Here is a 19,428-nt window from a genome sequence, read left to right on the forward strand (position 1 = left end):
CTGACTGGCTACTGATACTGATCCAAGCGGGTCTGTAGCTCAGCTGGTTAGAGCACCGTGTTGATAACGCGGGGGTCGTTGGTTCGAGCCCAACCAGACCCACCAAGGTTTCGGGGGTTTAGCTCAGCTGGGAGAGCACCTGCTTTGCAAGCAGGGGGTCGTCGGTTCGATCCCGTCAACCTCCACCAAGAAATGTCAAACCTAAGTCAGCGTCACAAAACGCAAGACGTAGTGATTTAGGTTTGATCTTTTACGATCAATGGCTGTTTTTGTTCTTTAACAATCTGGAAGAAGTAAAGATTCATTTAAACGATCGCCAGGACTACGGTTCTTGCGAAAGTAAAAATGGGTGTGATTGTATCAATCAAAGTATTACGAAGTGATCTTAGCAATTAGAAGACTTACTTTGGAATACGGCAAACGCTAAAACTCAACGCTTTTTATAACGCTCTTGCAAAAGAGGCTAACGTTATAGGAACAAGCGAATAAGTGCACATGGTGGATGCCTTGGCGATTACAGGCGATGAAGGACGTAGTAGCTTGCGATAAGCTGCGGGGAGCTGGCAAACGAGCTTTGATCCGCAGATTTCCGAATGGGGAAACCCGGCCGTAAGGTCATCGTTATCTGAATACATAGGGTAACGAAGCGAACGTGGCGAACTGAAACATCTAAGTAGCTACAGGAAAAGAAATCAACCGAGATTCCCAAAGTAGTGGCGAGCGAAATGGGATCAGCCTGCAAGATTTAGCATCAACGATAGTAGAACGGAATGGAAAGTCCGGCCATAGTGGGTGATAGCCCCGTATGCGAAATCGATGGTGTGGAACTAGGCTTGCGACAAGTAGGGCGGGACACGTGAAATCCTGTCTGAAGATGGGGGGACCATCCTCCAAGGCTAAATACTCGTAATCGACCGATAGTGAACCAGTACCGTGAGGGAAAGGCGAAAAGAACCCCGGAAGGGGAGTGAAATAGATCCTGAAACCGTGTGCATACAAACAGTAGGAGCCCTGTAAGGGGTGACTGCGTACCTTTTGTATAATGGGTCAGCGACTTACATTCAGTGGCAAGCTTAACCGAATAGGGAAGGCGTAGAGAAATCGAGTCCGAATAGGGCGTTCAGTCGCTGGGTGTAGACCCGAAACCAGATGATCTATCCATGGCCAGGTTGAAGGTGCGGTAACACGCACTGGAGGACCGAACCCACTAATGTTGAAAAATTAGGGGATGAGCTGTGGATAGGGGTGAAAGGCTAAACAAATCTGGAAATAGCTGGTTCTCTCCGAAAACTATTTAGGTAGTGCCTCAAGTATCACCATCGGGGGTAGAGCACTGTTATGGCTAGGGGGTCATCGCGACTTACCAAACCATTGCAAACTCCGAATACCGATGAGTGCGAGCTTGGGAGACAGACGCCGGGTGCTAACGTCCGACGTCAAGAGGGAAACAACCCAGACCGCCAGCTAAGGTCCCAAAGATTGGCTAAGTGGAAAACGAAGTGGGAAGGCTAAAACAGTCAGGAGGTTGGCTTAGAAGCAGCCATCCTTTAAAGAAAGCGTAATAGCTCACTGATCGAGTCGTCCTGCGCGGAAGATGTAACGGGGCTAAGCCAGTCACCGAAGCTGCGGATATCCGTAAGGATATGGTAGGAGAGCGTTCTGTAAGCCTGTGAAGGTGTCTTGTAAAGGATGCTGGAGGTATCAGAAGTGCGAATGCTGACATGAGTAGCGATAATGCGGGTGAAAAGCCCGCACGCCGTAAGCCCAAGGTTTCCTGTTCAACGTTCATCGGAGCAGGGTGAGTCGGCCCCTAAGGCGAGGCAGAGATGCGTAGCTGATGGGAAGCAGGTTAATATTCCTGCACCGTCGTTAGATGCGATGGGGGGACGGATCGCGGAAGGTTGTCCGACTGTTGGAATAGTCGGTTTTTGCATCGAAGAAGGCTGTTAGGCAAATCCGGCAGCGTAATTCAAGGGTGTGAGACGAGCGAACTTGTTCGCGAAGCAATCGGAAGTGGTTCCAAGAAAAGCCTCTAAGCTTCAGTCTAACGAGACCGTACCGCAAACCGACACAGGTGGGCGAGATGAGTATTCTAAGGCGCTTGAGAGAACTCGGGAGAAGGAACTCGGCAAATTGGTACCGTAACTTCGGGATAAGGTACGCCCAAGTAGTTTGACTGGCCTGCGCCAGAAGGACAAAAGGGTTGCAATAAAATGGTGGCTGCGACTGTTTAATAAAAACACAGCACTCTGCAAACACGAAAGTGGACGTATAGGGTGTGACGCCTGCCCGGTGCTGGAAGATTAAATGATGGGGTGCAAGCTCTTGATTGAAGTCCCAGTAAACGGCGGCCGTAACTATAACGGTCCTAAGGTAGCGAAATTCCTTGTCGGGTAAGTTCCGACCTGCACGAATGGCGTAACGATGGCCACACTGTCTCCTCCCGAGACTCAGCGAAGTTGAAATGTTTGTGATGATGCAATCTACCCGCGGCTAGACGGAAAGACCCCATGAACCTTTACTGTAGCTTTGCATTGGACTTTGAACCAATCTGTGTAGGATAGGTGGGAGGCTTTGAAGCAGGAACGCTAGTTTCTGTGGAGCCGACCTTGAAATACCACCCTGGTTTGTTTGAGGTTCTAACCTTGGTCCGTTATCCGGATCGGGGACAGTGCATGGTAGGCAGTTTGACTGGGGCGGTCTCCTCCCAAAGTGTAACGGAGGAGTTCGAAGGTACGCTAGGTACGGTCGGACATCGTGCTAATAGTGCAATGGCATAAGCGTGCTTAACTGCGAGACTGACAAGTCGAGCAGGTACGAAAGTAGGACATAGTGATCCGGTGGTTCTGTATGGAAGGGCCATCGCTCAACGGATAAAAGGTACTCTGGGGATAACAGGCTGATTCCTCCCAAGAGTTCATATCGACGGGGGAGTTTGGCACCTCGATGTCGGCTCATCACATCCTGGGGCTGTAGCCGGTCCCAAGGGTATGGCTGTTCGCCATTTAAAGTGGTACGTGAGCTGGGTTTAAAACGTCGTGAGACAGTTTGGTCCCTATCTGCCGTGGGCGTTGGAAGTTTGAAGGGGGCTGCTCCTAGTACGAGAGGACCGGAGTGGACGAACCTCTGGTGTATCGGTTGTCACGCCAGTGGCATTGCCGAGTAGCTAAGTTCGGAAGAGATAACCGCTGAAAGCATCTAAGCGGGAAACTCGCCTTGAGATGAGACTTCCCGGGAACTAGATTCCCCTAAAGGGTCGTTCGAGACCAGGACGTTGATAGGTCAGGTGTGGAAGCGCAGTAATGCGTTAAGCTAACTGATACTAATTGCCCGTGCGGCTTGTTCCTATAACATTAGCTCTGTTATAGACAAGTTGAGCATATATTGTGTTTGCCCTAGTGCATCACACCCTAGAATCTAAATACTTCTTCCAGTTTGGGTTAGTTGCTGCTCCATCGAGAGCAACTGGCTTTACAAGTTATGCCTGATGACTATAGCAAGTTGGTACCACCCCTTCCCATCCCGAACAGGACCGTGAAACGACTTCGCGCCGATGATAGTGCTGCAACCAGTGTGAAAGTAGGTCATCGTCAGGCTTGTTACTCCGCAGAACCCTCGTTACGAAAGTAACGAGGGTTTTTGCTTTTGCGCGATCGCTTTGTGTTGATCGCTTTGTATTGTGAATCTGACTGTGCTTGGGCACATATCTGCACGGGTCGGCCCACTTCTGCGCAGACATCAGGGCGCTGACCTATGATCTCTGACCTCTGTGCTCTGATATCAGAGGTGGAGAGTATCGATCTTGGTGTTATACACAGCTCGCCCAACCAGCATCGCGCTCAATGAACTGACCTTATGCACTGGAATAGCCCCTTGAATCTCAGGACACGAAGACTCTCTTAAAATAGAGGACAGTCTTATGACCAGTTTTACGACTAGGCAAACCGTGGACCATATCGAGATTCTGACCGAGCCGGAGCGTCGCAGAAGACGCACGCCCCAAGAGAAAATAGCCATCGTCCAGGAGACCTTGGCTCCTGGAGCTTCCGTATCAGCCGTTGCCAGGCGACACGGGGTGAACGCGAACCAGGTGTTTGGTTGGCGCAAGCAGTACCAGGAAGGCAGTCTGACTGCCGTCAAGGCTGGCGAGACGGTAGTGCCGGCCTCGGAGCTGGCCGCGGCCATCAAGGAAATCAAAGAACTGCAGCGGCTGTTGGGCAAGAAGAGCATGGAGAACGAGATTCTGCGCGAGGCCGTCGAATGGGGCCGGTCAAAAAACCTGATTGCGCGCTCGCCCTTGCTGCCGGAGGACGACCAATGAAAGTGGTTTGTGACGTTCTCGGTGTGGCGCGCTCTGCAGTGGCAGTAAAACGAGCCCGGAGCCCGGAATGGCGAGATGGCCGCAGTGTTCGCAAAGTCGACGACAGCGGCTTGCTCGAAGAGATTGAACTGCATGTTGCGAGCTTGCCGAGCTATGGCTATCGCCGCATCTGGGCTTTGCTGCGACGTAGCCGGGAATCCCTGGGCCAGGCGTGCGTGAACCATAAGCGGGTCTATCGCGTCATGCGAGAGCACGAGTTGCTGCTGCGCCGCCCTGGTGTGAGACGTGACAATCGACGCCACGATGGTCGCGTAGCGGTCAAGCAAAGTAATGCGCGCTGGTGTTCGGACGGCTTCGAATTCCGTTGCGATGACGGGTCTGCATTGCGAGTGACGTTTGCGCTGGATTGTTGTGACCGTGAGGCCATCAGCTGGGCGGCCACTACCGGTGGGCATAGCGGGGATGTCGTGCGCGACGTGATGCTGGCTGCCGTAGAGCAGCGGTTTGGGAGCACGCAGACTCCAGAGGTGATTGAATGGCTCAGCGACAACGGCTCTGCCTACATCGACCATCGCACACGCAGCTTCGCGCGCGAGCTGGGACTGGAGCCCTTGACCACGCCCGTGCGCTCGCCACAGAGTAACGGCATGGCGGAGCGGTTCGTAAAAACGATGAAACATGATTACATCGCCTTCATGGACAAGCCCGATGTGCCCACGGCGCTCACACATCTGGCCTCTGCCTTCGAGCAATACAATGAGCACCATCCGCACAAGGCCCTGAAATACCGCTCGCCTCGCGAGTTCAGACGGGCTGCAGCATCACTAACTTAACGATGTCTGAGTGTCCTGAATTGCGGGGGCAACTACAGGCACAAGGTACTTAGTTTTTAGAGCGTGAATCCCCTCGAAAGCCGCATGTCAAGGGCATGTTTGAAAGCCAGTACTTAGATTTATACACAGCCCAAGGCAACGCCCAGGCAATAAAAAATGCCGTCCAGTGTTCACTGGACGGCATCTAGGCAGAGAGTGCCTGTCTTCCTACACAGGCTGCCGGACTTACTGCTTTGCTGCCACGCTCACCGTATTTTCATTGATCCCACCACCCAAGGCCTTATATAGGTCGATGGCATTGTTCAAGCGCAACTGCCGCGCCTGGATCAGCGCTTGCTGCGCCGAGAACAGGTCACGCTGCGCATCGAGCTGGTCCAGCGACGATGCAATCCCGTTCTTGAAACGCAGGTCGGTCAGCTTCAGACGCTCCTGCTGGGCTGCCAGGAACGCTTCCTGCGCCTTGACCTGGTCGTCGAGCGTACCGCGTGCTACCAGCGCATCGGCCACTTCGCGGAAGGCAGTCTGAATGGTCTTTTCGTAAGTCACCACGGCCTGGTTCTTGCGCACTTCAGCCAGATCCAGGTTGGCACTGTTACGGCCGAAGTCGAAGATAGGCAGCGATAGCGAGGGACCGAAGCTCCACGCACCAGAGCCCGACTCAAAGAGATTGCCCAGCGTGCTGCTGGCACTGCCGAAGTTGCCGGTCAGCGAGATACGCGGGAAGAACGCCGCCCGCGCCGCGCCGATATTGGCATTGGCCGCCAACAGGCTCTGCTCGGCCGAGCGGATGTCAGGACGATTGGTCAGCAAGTCGGAAGGCAGACCGGCCGGAATATCGGTGACGATCTTTTCATCCGACAGCAACTGCGCCGGCGGCAGGTCGCCCACCTTCTTGCCCACCAGCAGGGTAAGGGCATTCTCGGCTTGCGCGCGCTGACGTTCCAGCTGCGCCTTGGCCACTCGGGCCGATTCCACCAGCGTTTGCGTCAGACGGAAGTCCAGCGCCGAACTGGCGCCTACATCAAAACGCTTACGCGCCAACTCCAGATTGTCTTCACGCGACTTGAGCGTGTCATTGGCCAGTTGCAGTTGCTCGGCATAGGACCGTTCAGACAGATACGCCTGCGCCACCTGCGCCACCAGGCTGATCTGCGCGGACTTCTGCGCTTCTTCCGTGGAGAGGTAGGACGCCAGTGCGGCATCCTTCAGGTTGCGCACACGACCGAAGAAATCCAGTTCATAGGCCGGCACTGCCAGGCCCACCTGATAGCTGTTGCTGATGACGGGCTGGCCGGTCAGCGACTGGCTGGCCGGGGTACGGGTACGCGCCGCACTGCCGGCGATATTCAGATTGGGCAGCAAATCGGCGCGGGCAATCTGGTACTGGGCACGCGCTTCTTCGATGTTGAGCACCGCGGTGCGCAGGTCACGGTTGTTCTCCAGCGCGGCTGCGATCAACTGTTGCAGGCGCTGGTCCGGGAAGAACTGGCGCCAGCCCAGATTCACCGCCTGCAGCTCGGCGCGACCGGCAGCATCAGCCGGATAGGCCGATTCCACCGGCGCTTGCGGACGCTCATAAGTGGGGGCCAGCGAGCAGCCCCCCAGTACGCCGGCCACCATCAGCGCTGCACACAATTGCAGCAAGCGAGGCGAGCGCGGCAACGACAGATTAGCCATTGTTATTCTCCACTATCAATCTTGGGCGAGTGTTCGGCGTCAAACTTGCGCTGACGCTCGCTGCCCTTGAACACCTTGCGCACGACCACGAAGAAGATCGGCACCAGGAACACGGCCAGCACGGTGGCGGTAATCATGCCGCCCATCACGCCGGTACCGATGGCGCGCTGGCTGGCCGAACCGGCGCCAGAGGCAATGGCCAGCGGCAGCACGCCGAGGATGAAGGCCAGCGAGGTCATGATGATCGGACGGAAGCGCAGGTGCACGGCTTCCAGCGTCGCTTCGATCAAGCCCATGCCTTGTGCCTGCAGATCCTTGGCGAACTCGATGATCAGAATCGCGTTCTTGGCCGACAGACCCACCACCGCAATCATCCCCACCTTGAAGTACACGTCGTTAGGCATGGCGCGCAGCGTCACACCCAAGAGGGCACCGAGGATACCCAGCGGCACCACCAGCATCACCGCCAGCGGGATCGAGGTACTTTCATACAAGGCCGCCAGCACCAGGAACACGGCGATCAGCGACAGGGCATACAGGGCTGGCGCCTGGTTACCTGAGGTCTTTTCTTCCAGCGACTGACCAGTCCATTCGAAACCGAAGCCCGGCGGCAGCTTGGCCACGAAGGATTCCATCTCGGCCATGGCTTCACCGGTACTGCGACCAGGCGCAGCGCCACCGGCGATCTTCATGGCCGGATAGCCGTTGTAGCGGATCAGTTGAACCGGACCATTGATCCACTTGGCGGTCACGAAGGCCGAGAAGGGGACCATGCCGCCACTGGAGTTGCGGGCATACAGGTTGGTCAAATCTTCAGGTTGCAGGCGCTGATTGGCATCAGCCTGCACGATCACGCGCTGCTGGCGGCCTTGGTTGGGAAAATCGTTCACATAGGACGAACCCAGCGCCGTGGAGAGCACACTATTGATCGTCGAGAACGGCACGCCCAATGCATTGGCCTTGTCGCGGTCGATGTCCAGTTGCAACTGCGGCGCATCTTCCAGACCTTCCGGGCGCACACCCGCCAGCACCTTGCTTTGCGCAGCCATGCCCAGGATCTGGTTACGAGCCTGCACCAGCGCCGCATGACCCAGACCAGCACGGTCCTGCAGACGGAAGGTAAAGCCGGTCGCGTTACCCAGTTCCGGGATCGGCGGCGGGTTCAGCGGGAACACGATCGCATCCTTGATCTGCGAGAAGGCACCGAAGGCCTTGCCGGCAATGGCGTCAGCCGATTGCGACTTGTCGCGTTCGGACCAGTCCTTCAAGGGGGTAAACACCAAGGCCGCGTTCTGGCCGTTGCCGGAGAACGAGTAACCCAGCACGGCAATGGCGTGTTCCACGGCCGTATCCTTGAGGTAGTACTGCTCGATCTTCTTGACCACCTCCAGGGTGCGCGCGGTGCTGGCGCCTGGTGGCAACTGGACGTTGGTGATGATGTAGCCCTGGTCTTCGTTAGGCAGGAAGGAGGCCGGCAGGCGCACGTACAGCAAGCCCACGCACGCCACGATCACCACATAGACGATCATGTAGCGACCGGCCTTGTTGAGCATCTTGCTGATCACGCCCTGGTAGCCACTGGCGGTACTGTTGAACTTGCGGTTGAACCAGCCGAAGAAGCCTTTCTTCTCGTGGTGGTGACCCTTTTCCACGGGTTTCAGGATGGTCGCGCACAGCGCCGGCGTAAGGGTGAAGGCCATCAGCACCGAGAACACCATGGAGGCCACCATCGACAGCGAGAACTGGCGATAGATTGCACCCACCGCGCCACCGAAGAAGGCCATCGGAATGAACACCGCGATGAGCACCAGGGTGATACCGATCAGCGCGCCGCTGATCTGGCCCATGGCCTTGCGCGTGGCTTCCGGCGGCGAAAGACCTTCTTCGCTCATGATGCGTTCGACGTTTTCCACCACCACGATCGCATCATCGACCAGGATACCGATGGCCAGCACCATGCCGAACATGGTCAGCACGTTGATCGAGAAGCCGAACAGCAGCAGCGTGGCAAAGGTACCCAAGAGCGCCACCGGCACCACGATGGTGGGGATGATGGTGTAGCGAATGTTCTGCAGGAACAGGAACATCACCAGGAACACCAGCACGATGGCTTCGATCAGGGTCTTGACCACTTCCTCGATCGAGATCTTGACGAACTTGGAGGTGTCGTAGGGGATGGTGTACTTCACCCCGGCCGGGAAGTACTTGGCCAGCTCTTCCATCTTCTTGTGCACGGCGGTGGCGGTACCCAGCGCATTGGCGGTGGGCGAGAGCTGCACGCCGATGAAGGAGGACGGCTTGCCATCCAGACGACCGGAGGTGTCATAGCTCTGGCCACCCATTTCCACCCGGGCCACGTCGCGCAGGCGCACGGTGGAACCGTCGGCGTTGGCGCGCAGTACGATGTTGCCGAATTGCTCGGGCGAGGTCAGTTGACCATTGACCACCACGGTGGCGGCGATCTGCTGGGTACCGGGGCTGGGCAGGGCGCCCAGGGTACCACCGGCCACCAGCGCGTTCTGCGCGGTGATGGCTGCGGTCACGTCACCCGGGGTCAGGTTCAGGCCGATCAGCTTGTTCGGATCGATCCAGATGCGCATGGCGCGTTCGGTACCGAACAGCTGCGCCTGGCCCACGCCGGGCACGCGCTTGATTTCGTTCAACACGTTACGCGACAGATAGTCACCCAGCGCCACCGGATCAAGCTTGCCATCGGTGGAAGACAGACCGATGAAGAGCAGGAAGTTGGAACGCGACTTGGTCACCTGCACGCCCTGTTGCGTCACGGCTGCCGGCAGGCGGGCCTCGACGCGCTTCAAGCGGTTCTGCACATCCACCGCCGCCAGGTCCGGGTTGGTCTCCGGCGAGAACGTGACGGTGATCTGCACCTGGCCATTGGCCTGACTTTGCGACTCGATGTATTGCAGGCCATCGGCGCCGTTCATTTCCTGTTCGATCAGGCTGGTCACCGAATCGTCCAGGGTCTGCGCGGTCGCACCCGGATAGGTGGCCGTGACCACGATGGTCGGCGGCGCAATGTTGGGGTATTGGGACACCGGCAAGCCGGTGATGGCCAGCGCACCGGCCAGCATGATGAAGATCGCTAGCACCCACGCAAATACGGGGCGATCAATAAAGAACTTTCCCATCTGGCAGCCTCTTAGTTAGCTTTCGGTTGGGCGCTCGCCTCTGGCTTGGCCGCTTGGCCGGTAGCCGCTGCGGGAGCGCCCGCGGGACTCCATTGGACCGGCTTGACAGTGGCGCCCGGGCGGACCTTTTGCAGGCCTTCCACGATCACGCGATCACCTTCCTTCAAGCCATCGAGAACTTGCCAGTTGTTGCCGCGTGCGCCACCGGTCTTGACCGGACGCGGTTCGACCTTGTTCTCGGCATTGACCACCATCACGATCGAACCACCGGCGTCGCGCATCACAGCCTGTTGCGGCACCAGCAGCGCCTGGTCATCTACGGCCTGTTCGATGTTGGTACGCACGTAGGTACCCGGCAGCAGCAGGCGCTTGGGGTTGGGGAATTCCGCGCGCAGCGAGACCGACCCCGTGCTTTCATCCACACTGACATCCGAGAACAACAGTTTGCCCGGCTGGTCGTAGGGCTGACCGTTTTCCAGCACCAAGGTCACTTTGGCCTTGTTGTCGCCGACATTCTTCAACTGCCCGGCGGCCATTGCCTGCTGCAGCTTCAACAGGTCGGCGCTGGACTGGGTTACGTTCACATAGACCGGATCGAGCTGCTGTACCAGCGCCAGTTGGGTCGCGTCACCCTGGCCCACCAGCGCACCCTCGGTCACCAGCGCACGGCCGATACGCCCGGAGATGGGGGAGGTCACGGTGGCATAGCCCAGGTTCAGGCTGGCCGTCTGGACTGCCGCCTTGCCGGAGGCCACATCGGCCTCGGCCTGCTTCTGGGCGGCCACTGCATTGTCGTAATCCATCTTGGAGACGGCGTTGACTTCCACCAGCGGCTTGTAGCGCTGCGCGGTCAGCGTGGTCTGGGTCAGGTTGGCCTGGGCCCGCGCCAGTGTGGCTTGGGCGCTTTCCAGGCTGGCCTTGTACTGGGCCGGATCGATCTTGAACAGCACCTGGCCTTCCTTGACTTCGCTGCCTTCCTTGAAGACGCGCTTTTGCACGATGCCCGCCACCCGTGCCCGCACCTGCGCCGTGCGGAACGCTTCCACGCGGCCCGGCAGTTCATTGGTAATGGCCACGCGCTGCGGGGCGATGGTCACTACCGACACCTCGGGTGCAGGCATCGGGCCGCCTTGCGCGGCGGGTTTCTGTCCGCAGGCGACCAGCGCGGCGGCAACGGCGACGGTCATGGTGAGGCGCGTGAAACGACTGACTGAGCTCATAGATATCTCGCACGAAAGTAAAGTTGAAGCCGCCAGGGCGGCGCTGAAACGAATTCGGTTGAACCGGTCACGATGGTGCTGTACCTGTCACCTGACGGCGAAGGCGGATGACCCTGGCTACGTTATTGCAATGCAAAACATTTCCCCCCCGCGTCCCGGCAAGGGTGATGAATTTTTTTGCAGATGATGAACGGCAGGAGCTTGAAGCGGATGCTATTATACATACATCCATGAATGTATGTATTTCTTCCCAGGATCACATTAATTTAACAAATTTGTTCGAAACGGCGTAGCAAAATATGAGTGATTCCTTGCATTTTGCTTCAAGCGCCACTCAAATGCCGTTTCCGAAGAAATAAACCCGAGTTCTTCCCCGTTGTTATGCCACCACGGCCGGGCTGGGTGGAAGACGAAACAGACAGCTTGATATTGTGCACGATGAATTATTTTTCCTCCATGACCATTCCTGCGCAAGCGCTGCGATGGCAGCTGGTGCGGTCGTTGCGGCCCATGTGCGAATGCAACACCGGCAGCAAGCGCGACTGATGGAGCCCCCAACCCCCGTTTTCTCAGGAGATTGCTGAGATGGCCCGCTCAACCAAGGAAGAAGCGCTGGAAACCCGCGCCCGCATCCTCGATGCGGCCGAGCAGGTATTCCACGAGCGCGGCGTCTCGCAGACTTCGCTGGCTGATGTGGCCAAGGCGGCCGAGGTCACGCGCGGCGCCATCTACTGGCATTTCAAGAACAAGAGTGACCTGTTCGACGCCATGTGCGAGCGCGTGCGCCTACCCATGGAAGCGGTACTGGAAGAAAACGCCAGCCCGCAGTTGGAGGATCCGCTGGGCCAGTTCCTGCGCAGCGGCATCTACGTGTTGACCATGGCCGCCACCGATGAGCGCTGCCGGCGCGTGTTCGACATCATCTTCAACAAATGTGAATTTGCCGATGCCCACGACCCGATCCTGATCCGCCAGCGCGAATGCCATGTGGACGGGCTGTTGCGGCTGGAGCAGATCTTGATGAACGCGGTGGCGCGCGGCCAGCTCCCGGCGACGCTCGACATCCGCCTGGCTTGCCTGGCGGCGCACGCCACCTTCAGTGGCTTGCTTACCGACTGGTTCTTTTCGCCCGACAGCTTTGATCTGGTCAAGGATGGCGAACGCATCCTGGCAGCTTCGCTCTATGCGCTAAAGACCGCCCCTTCGCTGCAGAAGAGCGCGCCGGAGTGAGCCTCGAAAACGGGATGGGTTTCGGGCGATATGAAGGAAAAAGATAAAACGGAAGGAAAATCAGGCAGGCCGGAGAACCCGGCCCCCGCCAGACCGGCCTGCGCCATGTGCATGACGCCCGCCGGCCTGAATGCGATATGAATCAATAGACCAGATCAGTAGGTCGGCATCGAGGGATCGACCTGGCTGGCCCAGGCATGGACACCACCGCTCAGGTTGATGACCTTGCTAAAACCCTGGCGCTCCAGGAAGGCCGCTACCTGCATACTGCGGCCGCCGTGGTGGCAGATGCACACCACCGGCTGCTCTTCATCGAATTCCGAGAAGCGGCCGGGGATGGTGTTCATCGGCACCAGTTGTACGCCGGCGATGTGGCAGGTCTGGTGTTCCCAGGGCTCGCGCACGTCCAGCAGCAGGGGCGTGGGACGGTCCGGGTCGTTGATCCAGGCCGCCAGTTCCGGGGCAGAGATGTGCTCCATGATGCTTTCCTGTGGTGCGGTTATCTTCAGAACGTGAAGTGGGACGGCGTGAGCGCTGCGTGCAGCGGCTTGGCCAGGGTTTCCACGATGTTGACGGTCTCGAAGACGTGTTCCGAGGTGCGGGTGATCAGTTGCAATTCCATCACCGGGGCTGAACCGACGATGGCCAGCAGGCGGCCACCGATCTTGAGTTGCTTGCCGAAGGCGTCCGGCAGCACTGGCAGCGAACCGGAGATGACGATCACGTCGTATTCCGCCGGCTTGCCATCGGCACCGTTCCAGCCTTGAGCACCATTGCCCAGTTGCACGTCCACATTGGCCACGCCGTAGTCGGACAGGTTCTGTGCGGCCAGGGCTTTCAATTCCGGCGAGATTTCTACGGTCGTCACGTGACGCGCCTTGTGCGCCAGCAGGGCTGCCATGTAGCCCGAACCGGCGCCGATTTCCAGCACGTATTCATGCTTCTTGACGTTGGCTTCCTGCAGGATGCGCGCTTCGATCTTGGGCGCCAGCATGTTTTCACCACCCGGCAGCGGGATCTCGGTGTCGAAGAAGGCCAGGCTGCGATAGGCGGCCGGGACGAATTCTTCACGCTTGACGACCATCAGCAGGTCCAGCACGTCCTGCGCCAGCACGTTCCAGGGGCGGATTTGCTGTTCGATCATGTTGAAGCGGGCTTGTTCGATATTCATGGCGGTGGCTCGATCTCATCTAGTAGCGACGGAAAGCCAGCATTTTATCAAACACCGCCCAGCTAGGGGCCGGTTCCCATGCAATCTGCGAGGGCAGCCGGGCACTACCGGCTTTTCAAGCCTTGAGCCCGTGCAGGCAAAGGTCGATCATGTTATCCAGATAGGCCAGGGGATCGATGGGGGCTACGGCGCAGGGGGCGAGCGACTGGTCCCACAACATCAACATCACAATGGGCGCGACGATCACCTTTTTCATCACATCGACATCGACCCGGCGGAATTCGCCGCGTGCCATGCCGCGTTCCAGCACACGCACCATGGTGGCGTCCCCGCGCACGGTGATTTCTTCGTGATAGAAGCGCGCCAGTTCGGGAAAGTTACCCGATTCGGCCACCATCAGCTTGGCGATGCCCATCACCCCCGAGTGCGAGGCCGCCTGCCACCAGTGCATGAGCAGGTCGCGCAGCAACTCGGCGCTGCTGCCGGCGTGGCCCTCGATGCGCGCCTCGGCCTGGTCCAGCAGCGGCAGCATGTTGGTGCGCACCACCGACTTGAACAGGCTTTCCTTGCCATCGAAGTAGAGATAGAGCGTGCCCTTGGAGACGCCCGCGCGGGAGGCCACGTCTTCCAGGCGGGTGGCGGCATAGCCGCGTTCGACGAACAATTCCAAGGCCGCCGCCAGCAATTCCTGAGGGCGATCCTGCTTGCGTCTTTCCCAACGCGGTTCTTTGGCCAATGCAGACATGAGAAACAAAATTACCGGGACGGGGCACTGTAAGTGGCAAGCCGCACTGACGTCAAGCCGCCCGGTCAAGCGCGGCGCGATGCACTACAATGCAGGCCCACTGCGCCACCAGGAACGTCCATGAAATGCCGAGACGCGTGCGGCGCCTGCTGCATCGCCCCTTCCATCACCAGCCCGTTACCTGGAATGCCCCATGGCAAACCGGCCAATGTGCCTTGCGTGCAGTTGGGCCAGGACATGCGTTGCCAGATCTTTGGACAGCCACAGCGACCGGCCTTCTGCGCTGGCTTGCAGCCATCCCGCGAGATGTGCGGCGACAGCCGCACGCAAGCCATTACCTGGCTCACTGAACTGGAGCAACTGACCGCGCCGGGCCAGCCGTCACCACCAGCGCGCTGACCGGATTGAGCCGGCGGCTAGAAAGCCTCCTCGCGCCGCCGTCGTGCTTCTTCGCGGATATCCTCGATAAGACGCCGGGTATCCACCTTTTCCTTGAGGTGGGCGGCATGGGCTTCACGGCTGATGGGAGCGATGGTAGTCAGCTCCTTCAGATCGGCAGTACTTTCTTCGTGTCGATGATGCACCGCTGCTCCTGATGTCGATGGGGGAGGGGGAACTCCCACTTTGTACCACGGATCGCTGCTGTATGGCGTGATTGAGCTCAAATGGCTGCTGATGCTGGGCGATGTGCCCCATTTCAGTGCTTAAGGGAAAATCTCGGCCAGTCGTTCGCTGGGCCGCACCAGCATCGTGCCCTTGGGCGTGACCACGATGGGACGATTGATGAGGACGGGATGGGCCAGCATCGCATCGATCAATTGTTCATCGCTTACGGTAGCCGCATCCAGCCCAAGCTCCTGGTAGAGCGCCTCCTTGCTGCGCACCACCTCGCGCACCGGCACGCCCATGGCGGCGATCAGCCCGGTCAGAGTGGCCCGGTCGGGCGGGTTCTTCAGGTATTCGATGATGGTCGGCTCGACCCCGCCATCGCGCAGGCCTTGCAGCACATTGCGCGAGGTGCCGCATTTGGGGTTGTGATAGATAGTGATGGAACTATTGCTCATCTTGGTTTGCCGGAGACAGAAGAAAACTACATGGTAGCCCGGATCGATGGCCGGAAAACGCGAGTTTTGTCACGCTGCTCATGTAGAATTCGATTTTGTTGCAGTGCATTCAATGCATCCTGATGCCGACAAGTGGTGATCCAGCAGGCTTTGATCCCGCTTTCTTAGCTCAAAACGGCACAATCCCCAGCATTTCCCTTCAACCCCTCAGAAAAAGCCACCCACAGCACCCGTATGGATACTCTCCTCGCGCTCAAGGCGCTCATCATGGGCATCGTCGAAGGCCTGACCGAATTCCTGCCCATTTCCTCCACTGGCCACCTGATCCTCACCAACAGCCTGCTGCAATTCACCGGCCCCGATTTCTCCAAGGAAAAAGCCGACGTCTTCGAGATCGTCATCCAGGCCGGCGCCATCCTGGCGGTGTGCTGGGAATACCGGGTGCGCATCGCCACCGTGCTGACGGGCATGTTTTCCGATCGCAAGGCCCAGCGCCTGGTGATCAACCTGATCGTGGCCTTCCTGCCAGCGGCCATTCTGGGCTTCCTGTTCAGCCGCCGCATCAAGGACGTACTGTTCAACCCGGTCTCGGTGGCCATTGCCTTCATCGTCGGCGGCTTGATCATCCTGTGGGTGGAACGGCGTAACAAGGACCGCATGAGCATGGCCTCGGCGCGCGTCGAAACGGTGGATGACATGACCCCGCTGGACGCCCTGAAGGTCGGCATCGCCCAGGCCTTTGCCCTGATCCCCGGCACCAGCCGCTCGGGCGCCACCATCATCGGCGGCATGATGTTCGGCCTGTCGCGCAAGGCGGCCACCGAATTCTCGTTCTTCCTGGCCATCCCCACGCTGTTTGCCGCCACCATCTATTCCCTCTACAAGGAACGCGCCCTGCTGTCGGCGGCCGACGTGCCGCTCTTCACCGTGGGTACCGTGGCCGCCTTCGTCTCGGCCTTCCTGTGCGTGCGCTGGCTGTTGCGCTACATCAGCTCGCACGACTTCACCATTTTTGCCTGGTACCGCATTGTCTTCGGCATCATCGTGTTGGTCACCGCCTACACCGGCACTGTGGCCTGGGTCGATTGATCACTGCCAGCGCCGACACAAGCCTGACTCTTGCGCGTCAGCTTACCGTCAGCCAGTACCTTAGCTGGCGCGGTACACTGCGGTGCTCGTCGCCGGCCTCAAGACTGGATTCTTGAGGCCGGCGACGGTTCCTGACTTCCTTTCGCCAACTCCCTTCAGAGCACACTCCATGGCCAACGTCTGCAGCGCCGGGCTTGATATCGGCTTTGCCTCCCTCAGTTACGCACAGATCGGTTTCCTGGGCATCGTCCAGGGCATCACCGAACTGCTCCCCATTTCTTCCACCGCCCACATGCGCGTGGTCCCCGCCTTCCTCGGCTGGCACGATCCCGGCTCGGCCTTTTCGGCGGCCATGCAACTGGCGGCGCTGGCCGCAGTCATCAGCTACTTCCGGCGCGATGTGACGGCCGTGACCGGTGGCAGCCTGGCCGCCTGGCGCCGTCGCGATTTCAGCGACCCCATGTTCAAGCTGGCCGTGGCCATCATCCTGGCCACCATTCCCATCGGCATCGCCGGCCTGGCGCTGTCGCATGTCTTGAATGCCTGTGGCTCGCCACTGCGCAGCCTGTCGGTGATCGGCTGGTCCTGCATCGTCATGGCGGGTTTGCTGGCGCTGTCCGAACTGGTGTGCCGCCATCGTCGCAGCGTCGACCAGATGCGCCTGCGCGATGCCTTCATCGTCGGCCTGGCCCAGGTCGGTGCGCTCATCCCCGGCGTCTCGCGTTCCGGCTCCACGCTCACCGCTGCACTGTTCCTGAACTTCCGTCGCGAAGAAGCCGCGCGCTTCTCCTTCCTGCTGGGCTTGCCCGCCATCGCCCTGGCTGGGCTGAAGGAACTGGCCGTGTTGCTGCACGCGCATATCCCGCTGCAAGCCTGGGGCGTGCTGCTGTTCGGCCTGGCCGTGGCGAGCGTGTCGGCCTTTGCGGCGATCTGGGGCTTGATGAAATTCCTGGAGCGTTTCTCGACATGGCCCTTCATCGTCTATCGAGCTGCGCTGGGCGTTTTCCTGCTCTTGGGCGTCTCGCGCGGCTGGCTGCAATAAAATAGCGCCTTTGCTACGCAGCAGCTTCAGGTTTTTCCATGGTCGATCTCGATTCCCTGCCTCCCGGCGCCACCCAGCAAGAACGCGCACTGCACGTGCTGGAGACGGTGTTCGGCTACTCGTCCTTTCGCGGTCATCAGGGCGAGATCGTCCAGCACGTCGCCGCTGGCGGCGATGCCCTGGTGCTCATGCCCACCGGCGGCGGCAAGTCGCTGTGCTACCAGGTGCCGGCGCTGCTACGCGAGGGCACCGGGGTGGTGGTCTCGCCATTGATCGCGCTGATGCAGGATCAGGTCGATGCGCTCGCCGAAGTCGGCGTGCGCGCGGCCTTCCTCAACTCCACCCAGAGTTTCGACGAAGCCCTGCAGATCGAACGGCGCTTGCGCCAGGGTGATCTGGACGTGCTCTACGTCGCGCCGGAACGGCTGATGACGCCGCGCTGTCTGGACCTGCTCGAATCGGCCCGCATCGCGCTCTTCGCCATCGATGAGGCGCACTGCGTCTCGCAATGGGGCCATGATTTCCGCCCGGAGTACATCAAGCTCTCCATCCTGCACGAGCGCTTTCCACAGGTGCCGCGTATCGCGCTGACGGCCACTGCCGACCAGCAGACCCGCGAAGAGATCATCCATCGCCTGCAACTGGAAGATGCGCGCCAGTTCGTCTCTTCCTTCGACCGACCCAACATCCGCTACCAGATCGTGGAAAAGGCCAACGGTCGCAAGCAGTTGCTCGATTTCATCAAGAGCGAACACCCGGAAGACGCTGGCATCGTCTATTGCCTCTCGCGCAAGAAGGTCGAGGAGACCGCCGAGTTCCTGCGCGGCGAGGGCATCAATGCGCTGGCCTATCACGCCGGCATGGACTATGCGTTGCGCACCAAGAACCAGGCGCGTTTCCTGCGCGAAGACAAGATCGTGATGGTCGCCACCATCGCCTTCGGCATGGGTATCGACAAGCCCGATGTGCGCTTCGTCTGCCACCTCGACCTGCCCAAGAGCGTGGAAGGCTACTATCAGGAAACCGGCCGCGCCGGTCGTGACGGCCTGCCCGCCGACGCCTGGATGGCCTATGGCCTGCAGGACGTGGTGCAGCAGCGCCGCATGATCGACGAATCCGAAGCCGACGAAACCTTCAAGCGCGTACTCGGCACCAAGCTCGACGCCATGCTCTCCCTGTGCGAGACGCTGCACTGCCGGCGCGTGCACCTGCTGGACTACTTCGGCGAGAAGTCCAGCCCCTGCGGCAATTGCGACACCTGCCTCACGCCGCCGGTCTCCTTTGATGCCACGGTCGAGGTACAGAAACTGCTCTCCACCGTCTATCGCGTCGAGCAGCGCTTCGCCCCCGGCCATGTGATCGAGGTGCTGCGCGGCATCGATGGCGAGCGCGTCAAGCAGTGGCGGCATGACCAGCTTTCCGTCTTTGGTGTCGGCAGTGATCGCGGTGAAGCAGAATGGCGCGCCATCCTGCGCCAGGTCATCGCGTTGGGTTTGCTGACGGTGGATGCAGAGAACTACAGCGCCTTGAAGCTCACCGAAGCCGCGCGCCCCGTGCTGCGCGGCGAACAGCAGGTGCAATTGCGCCGCTACCGCAAGCCGGAAAAGGCCAAGCGCAGTTCGCAGCGCTCCAGCTTCGTCGAGACCGATCTCAACAGCGAAGAACAGGCACTCTTCGAAAAACTGCGCTGGTGGCGCATGGAAACCGCGCGCGCCCACAACGTGCCGGCCTACGTCATCTTCCACGACGCCACCATGCGCGAAATCGCCAAGGCCCGCCCGCAATCGCTGGATGAGCTGCGCCACGTCACCGGCGTGGGCGAGAAGAAACTGGAAACCTACGGCGCCCAGATCATCGAGTTGATCGCCCAGATGCAGGCTGGGTAGG

The 19,428-nt window shown here is 59.3% G+C and carries 14 protein-coding genes, 2 tRNA genes and 2 rRNA genes; 10 read left to right on the forward strand and 8 right to left on the reverse strand.

The window, feature by feature from the left end; translation table 11 throughout:
- The first annotated feature begins 28 nt into the window (after positions 1-28).
- From RC54_RS02465 to RC54_RS02485, 5 genes are all read left to right on the forward strand, one after another.
- Positions 29-105 (forward strand) — tRNA-Ile (locus tag RC54_RS02465).
- A 7-nt stretch (positions 106-112) separates the two neighbouring features.
- A tRNA-Ala gene (locus RC54_RS02470) sits at positions 113-188 on the forward strand.
- Between the two features lie 287 nt (positions 189-475).
- Positions 476-3,347: ribosomal RNA gene (locus RC54_RS02475) — 23S ribosomal RNA — on the forward strand.
- 136 nt (positions 3,348-3,483) lie between these two features.
- Positions 3,484-3,596: ribosomal RNA gene (gene rrf, locus RC54_RS02480) — 5S ribosomal RNA — on the forward strand.
- A 323-nt stretch (positions 3,597-3,919) separates the two neighbouring features.
- A protein-coding gene (locus RC54_RS02485) for an IS3 family transposase (protein ID WP_123020402.1) occupies positions 3,920-5,154 on the forward strand; the annotation gives its coding sequence in 2 pieces (ribosomal slippage) (positions 3,920-4,280 and positions 4,280-5,154; 1,236 coding nt in all).
- A 225-nt stretch (positions 5,155-5,379) separates the two neighbouring features.
- On the opposite strand, the gene adeC is transcribed toward RC54_RS02485, so the two are convergent.
- Genes adeC through RC54_RS02500 form a run of 3 tightly spaced genes read right to left on the reverse strand, consistent with a single transcriptional unit; the run spans position 5,380 to position 11,200 of the window.
- Entirely contained in the window at positions 5,380-6,831 is a 1,452-nt protein-coding gene (gene adeC / locus RC54_RS02490; protein WP_058894124.1) for an AdeC/AdeK/OprM family multidrug efflux complex outer membrane factor, read from the reverse strand.
- Positions 6,832-6,833: 2 nt separating this feature from the next.
- Positions 6,834-9,980 carry an efflux RND transporter permease subunit gene (locus RC54_RS02495; protein WP_058894125.1) on the reverse strand — a complete coding sequence of 1,049 codons (3,147 nt, stop codon included), beginning with the start codon at positions 9,978-9,980 and terminating at the stop codon, positions 6,834-6,836.
- Between the two features lie 11 nt (positions 9,981-9,991).
- Positions 9,992-11,200, reverse strand: coding sequence for an efflux RND transporter periplasmic adaptor subunit (locus tag RC54_RS02500; protein WP_058894126.1), 1,209 nt, complete (start codon positions 11,198-11,200; stop codon positions 9,992-9,994).
- Positions 11,201-11,785: 585 nt separating this feature from the next.
- On the opposite strand from RC54_RS02500, the gene RC54_RS02505 reads away from it, so the two are divergent.
- On the forward strand, positions 11,786-12,430 hold the full coding sequence (locus RC54_RS02505) for a TetR family transcriptional regulator (protein ID WP_061790421.1): 645 nt from the start codon (positions 11,786-11,788) through the stop codon (positions 12,428-12,430).
- A gap of 155 nt (positions 12,431-12,585) precedes the next feature.
- On the opposite strand, the gene RC54_RS02510 is transcribed toward RC54_RS02505, so the two are convergent.
- The 3 genes from RC54_RS02510 to RC54_RS02520 form a co-directional block, all read right to left on the reverse strand.
- Positions 12,586-12,909 (reverse strand): rhodanese-like domain-containing protein, encoded by a 324-nt coding sequence (locus RC54_RS02510; RefSeq protein WP_017454487.1) that lies wholly within the window; start codon positions 12,907-12,909, stop codon positions 12,586-12,588.
- Positions 12,910-12,935: 26 nt separating this feature from the next.
- A complete protein-coding gene (locus RC54_RS02515) occupies positions 12,936-13,601 on the reverse strand; it encodes a protein-L-isoaspartate O-methyltransferase family protein (protein WP_058894128.1) in 666 nt (221 codons plus the stop codon).
- 115 nt (positions 13,602-13,716) lie between these two features.
- Positions 13,717-14,346, reverse strand: a complete 630-nt coding sequence (locus RC54_RS02520; protein WP_058894129.1) for a TetR/AcrR family transcriptional regulator — start codon at positions 14,344-14,346, stop codon at positions 13,717-13,719.
- A gap of 120 nt (positions 14,347-14,466) precedes the next feature.
- Here RC54_RS02520 and RC54_RS02525 point away from each other — a divergent pair, with 120 nt between their 5' ends.
- Positions 14,467-14,745 carry a YkgJ family cysteine cluster protein gene (locus tag RC54_RS02525; RefSeq protein WP_058894130.1) on the forward strand — a complete coding sequence of 93 codons (279 nt, stop codon included), beginning with the start codon at positions 14,467-14,469 and terminating at the stop codon, positions 14,743-14,745.
- A 17-nt stretch (positions 14,746-14,762) separates the two neighbouring features.
- Here the strand turns inward: RC54_RS02525 and RC54_RS24980 are convergent, their stop codons facing one another.
- Complete coding sequence (locus RC54_RS24980) at positions 14,763-14,930, reverse strand: hypothetical protein (protein ID WP_008325257.1); 168 nt, start codon at positions 14,928-14,930, stop codon at positions 14,763-14,765.
- Between the two features lie 120 nt (positions 14,931-15,050).
- Positions 15,051-15,410 carry an arsenate reductase (glutaredoxin) gene (arsC, locus tag RC54_RS02530; protein ID WP_058894131.1) on the reverse strand — a complete coding sequence of 120 codons (360 nt, stop codon included), beginning with the start codon at positions 15,408-15,410 and terminating at the stop codon, positions 15,051-15,053.
- 234 nt (positions 15,411-15,644) lie between these two features.
- Between arsC and RC54_RS02535 the strand changes: the two genes are divergently transcribed.
- The 3 genes from RC54_RS02535 (at position 15,645) to recQ (ending at position 19,427) form a co-directional block, all read left to right on the forward strand.
- Entirely contained in the window at positions 15,645-16,499 is an 855-nt protein-coding gene (locus tag RC54_RS02535) for an undecaprenyl-diphosphate phosphatase (RefSeq protein ID WP_058894132.1), read from the forward strand.
- A 169-nt stretch (positions 16,500-16,668) separates the two neighbouring features.
- A complete protein-coding gene (locus RC54_RS02540; protein WP_058894133.1) occupies positions 16,669-17,541 on the forward strand; it encodes an undecaprenyl-diphosphate phosphatase in 873 nt (290 codons plus the stop codon).
- 38 nt (positions 17,542-17,579) lie between these two features.
- Entirely contained in the window at positions 17,580-19,427 is a 1,848-nt protein-coding gene (gene recQ, locus RC54_RS02545; RefSeq protein WP_058894134.1) for a DNA helicase RecQ, read from the forward strand.
- Position 19,428: the final 1 nt, after the last annotated feature.

This window comes from Herbaspirillum rubrisubalbicans (assembly GCF_003719195.1).
GTDB lineage: Bacteria > Pseudomonadota > Gammaproteobacteria > Burkholderiales > Burkholderiaceae_D > Herbaspirillum > Herbaspirillum rubrisubalbicans.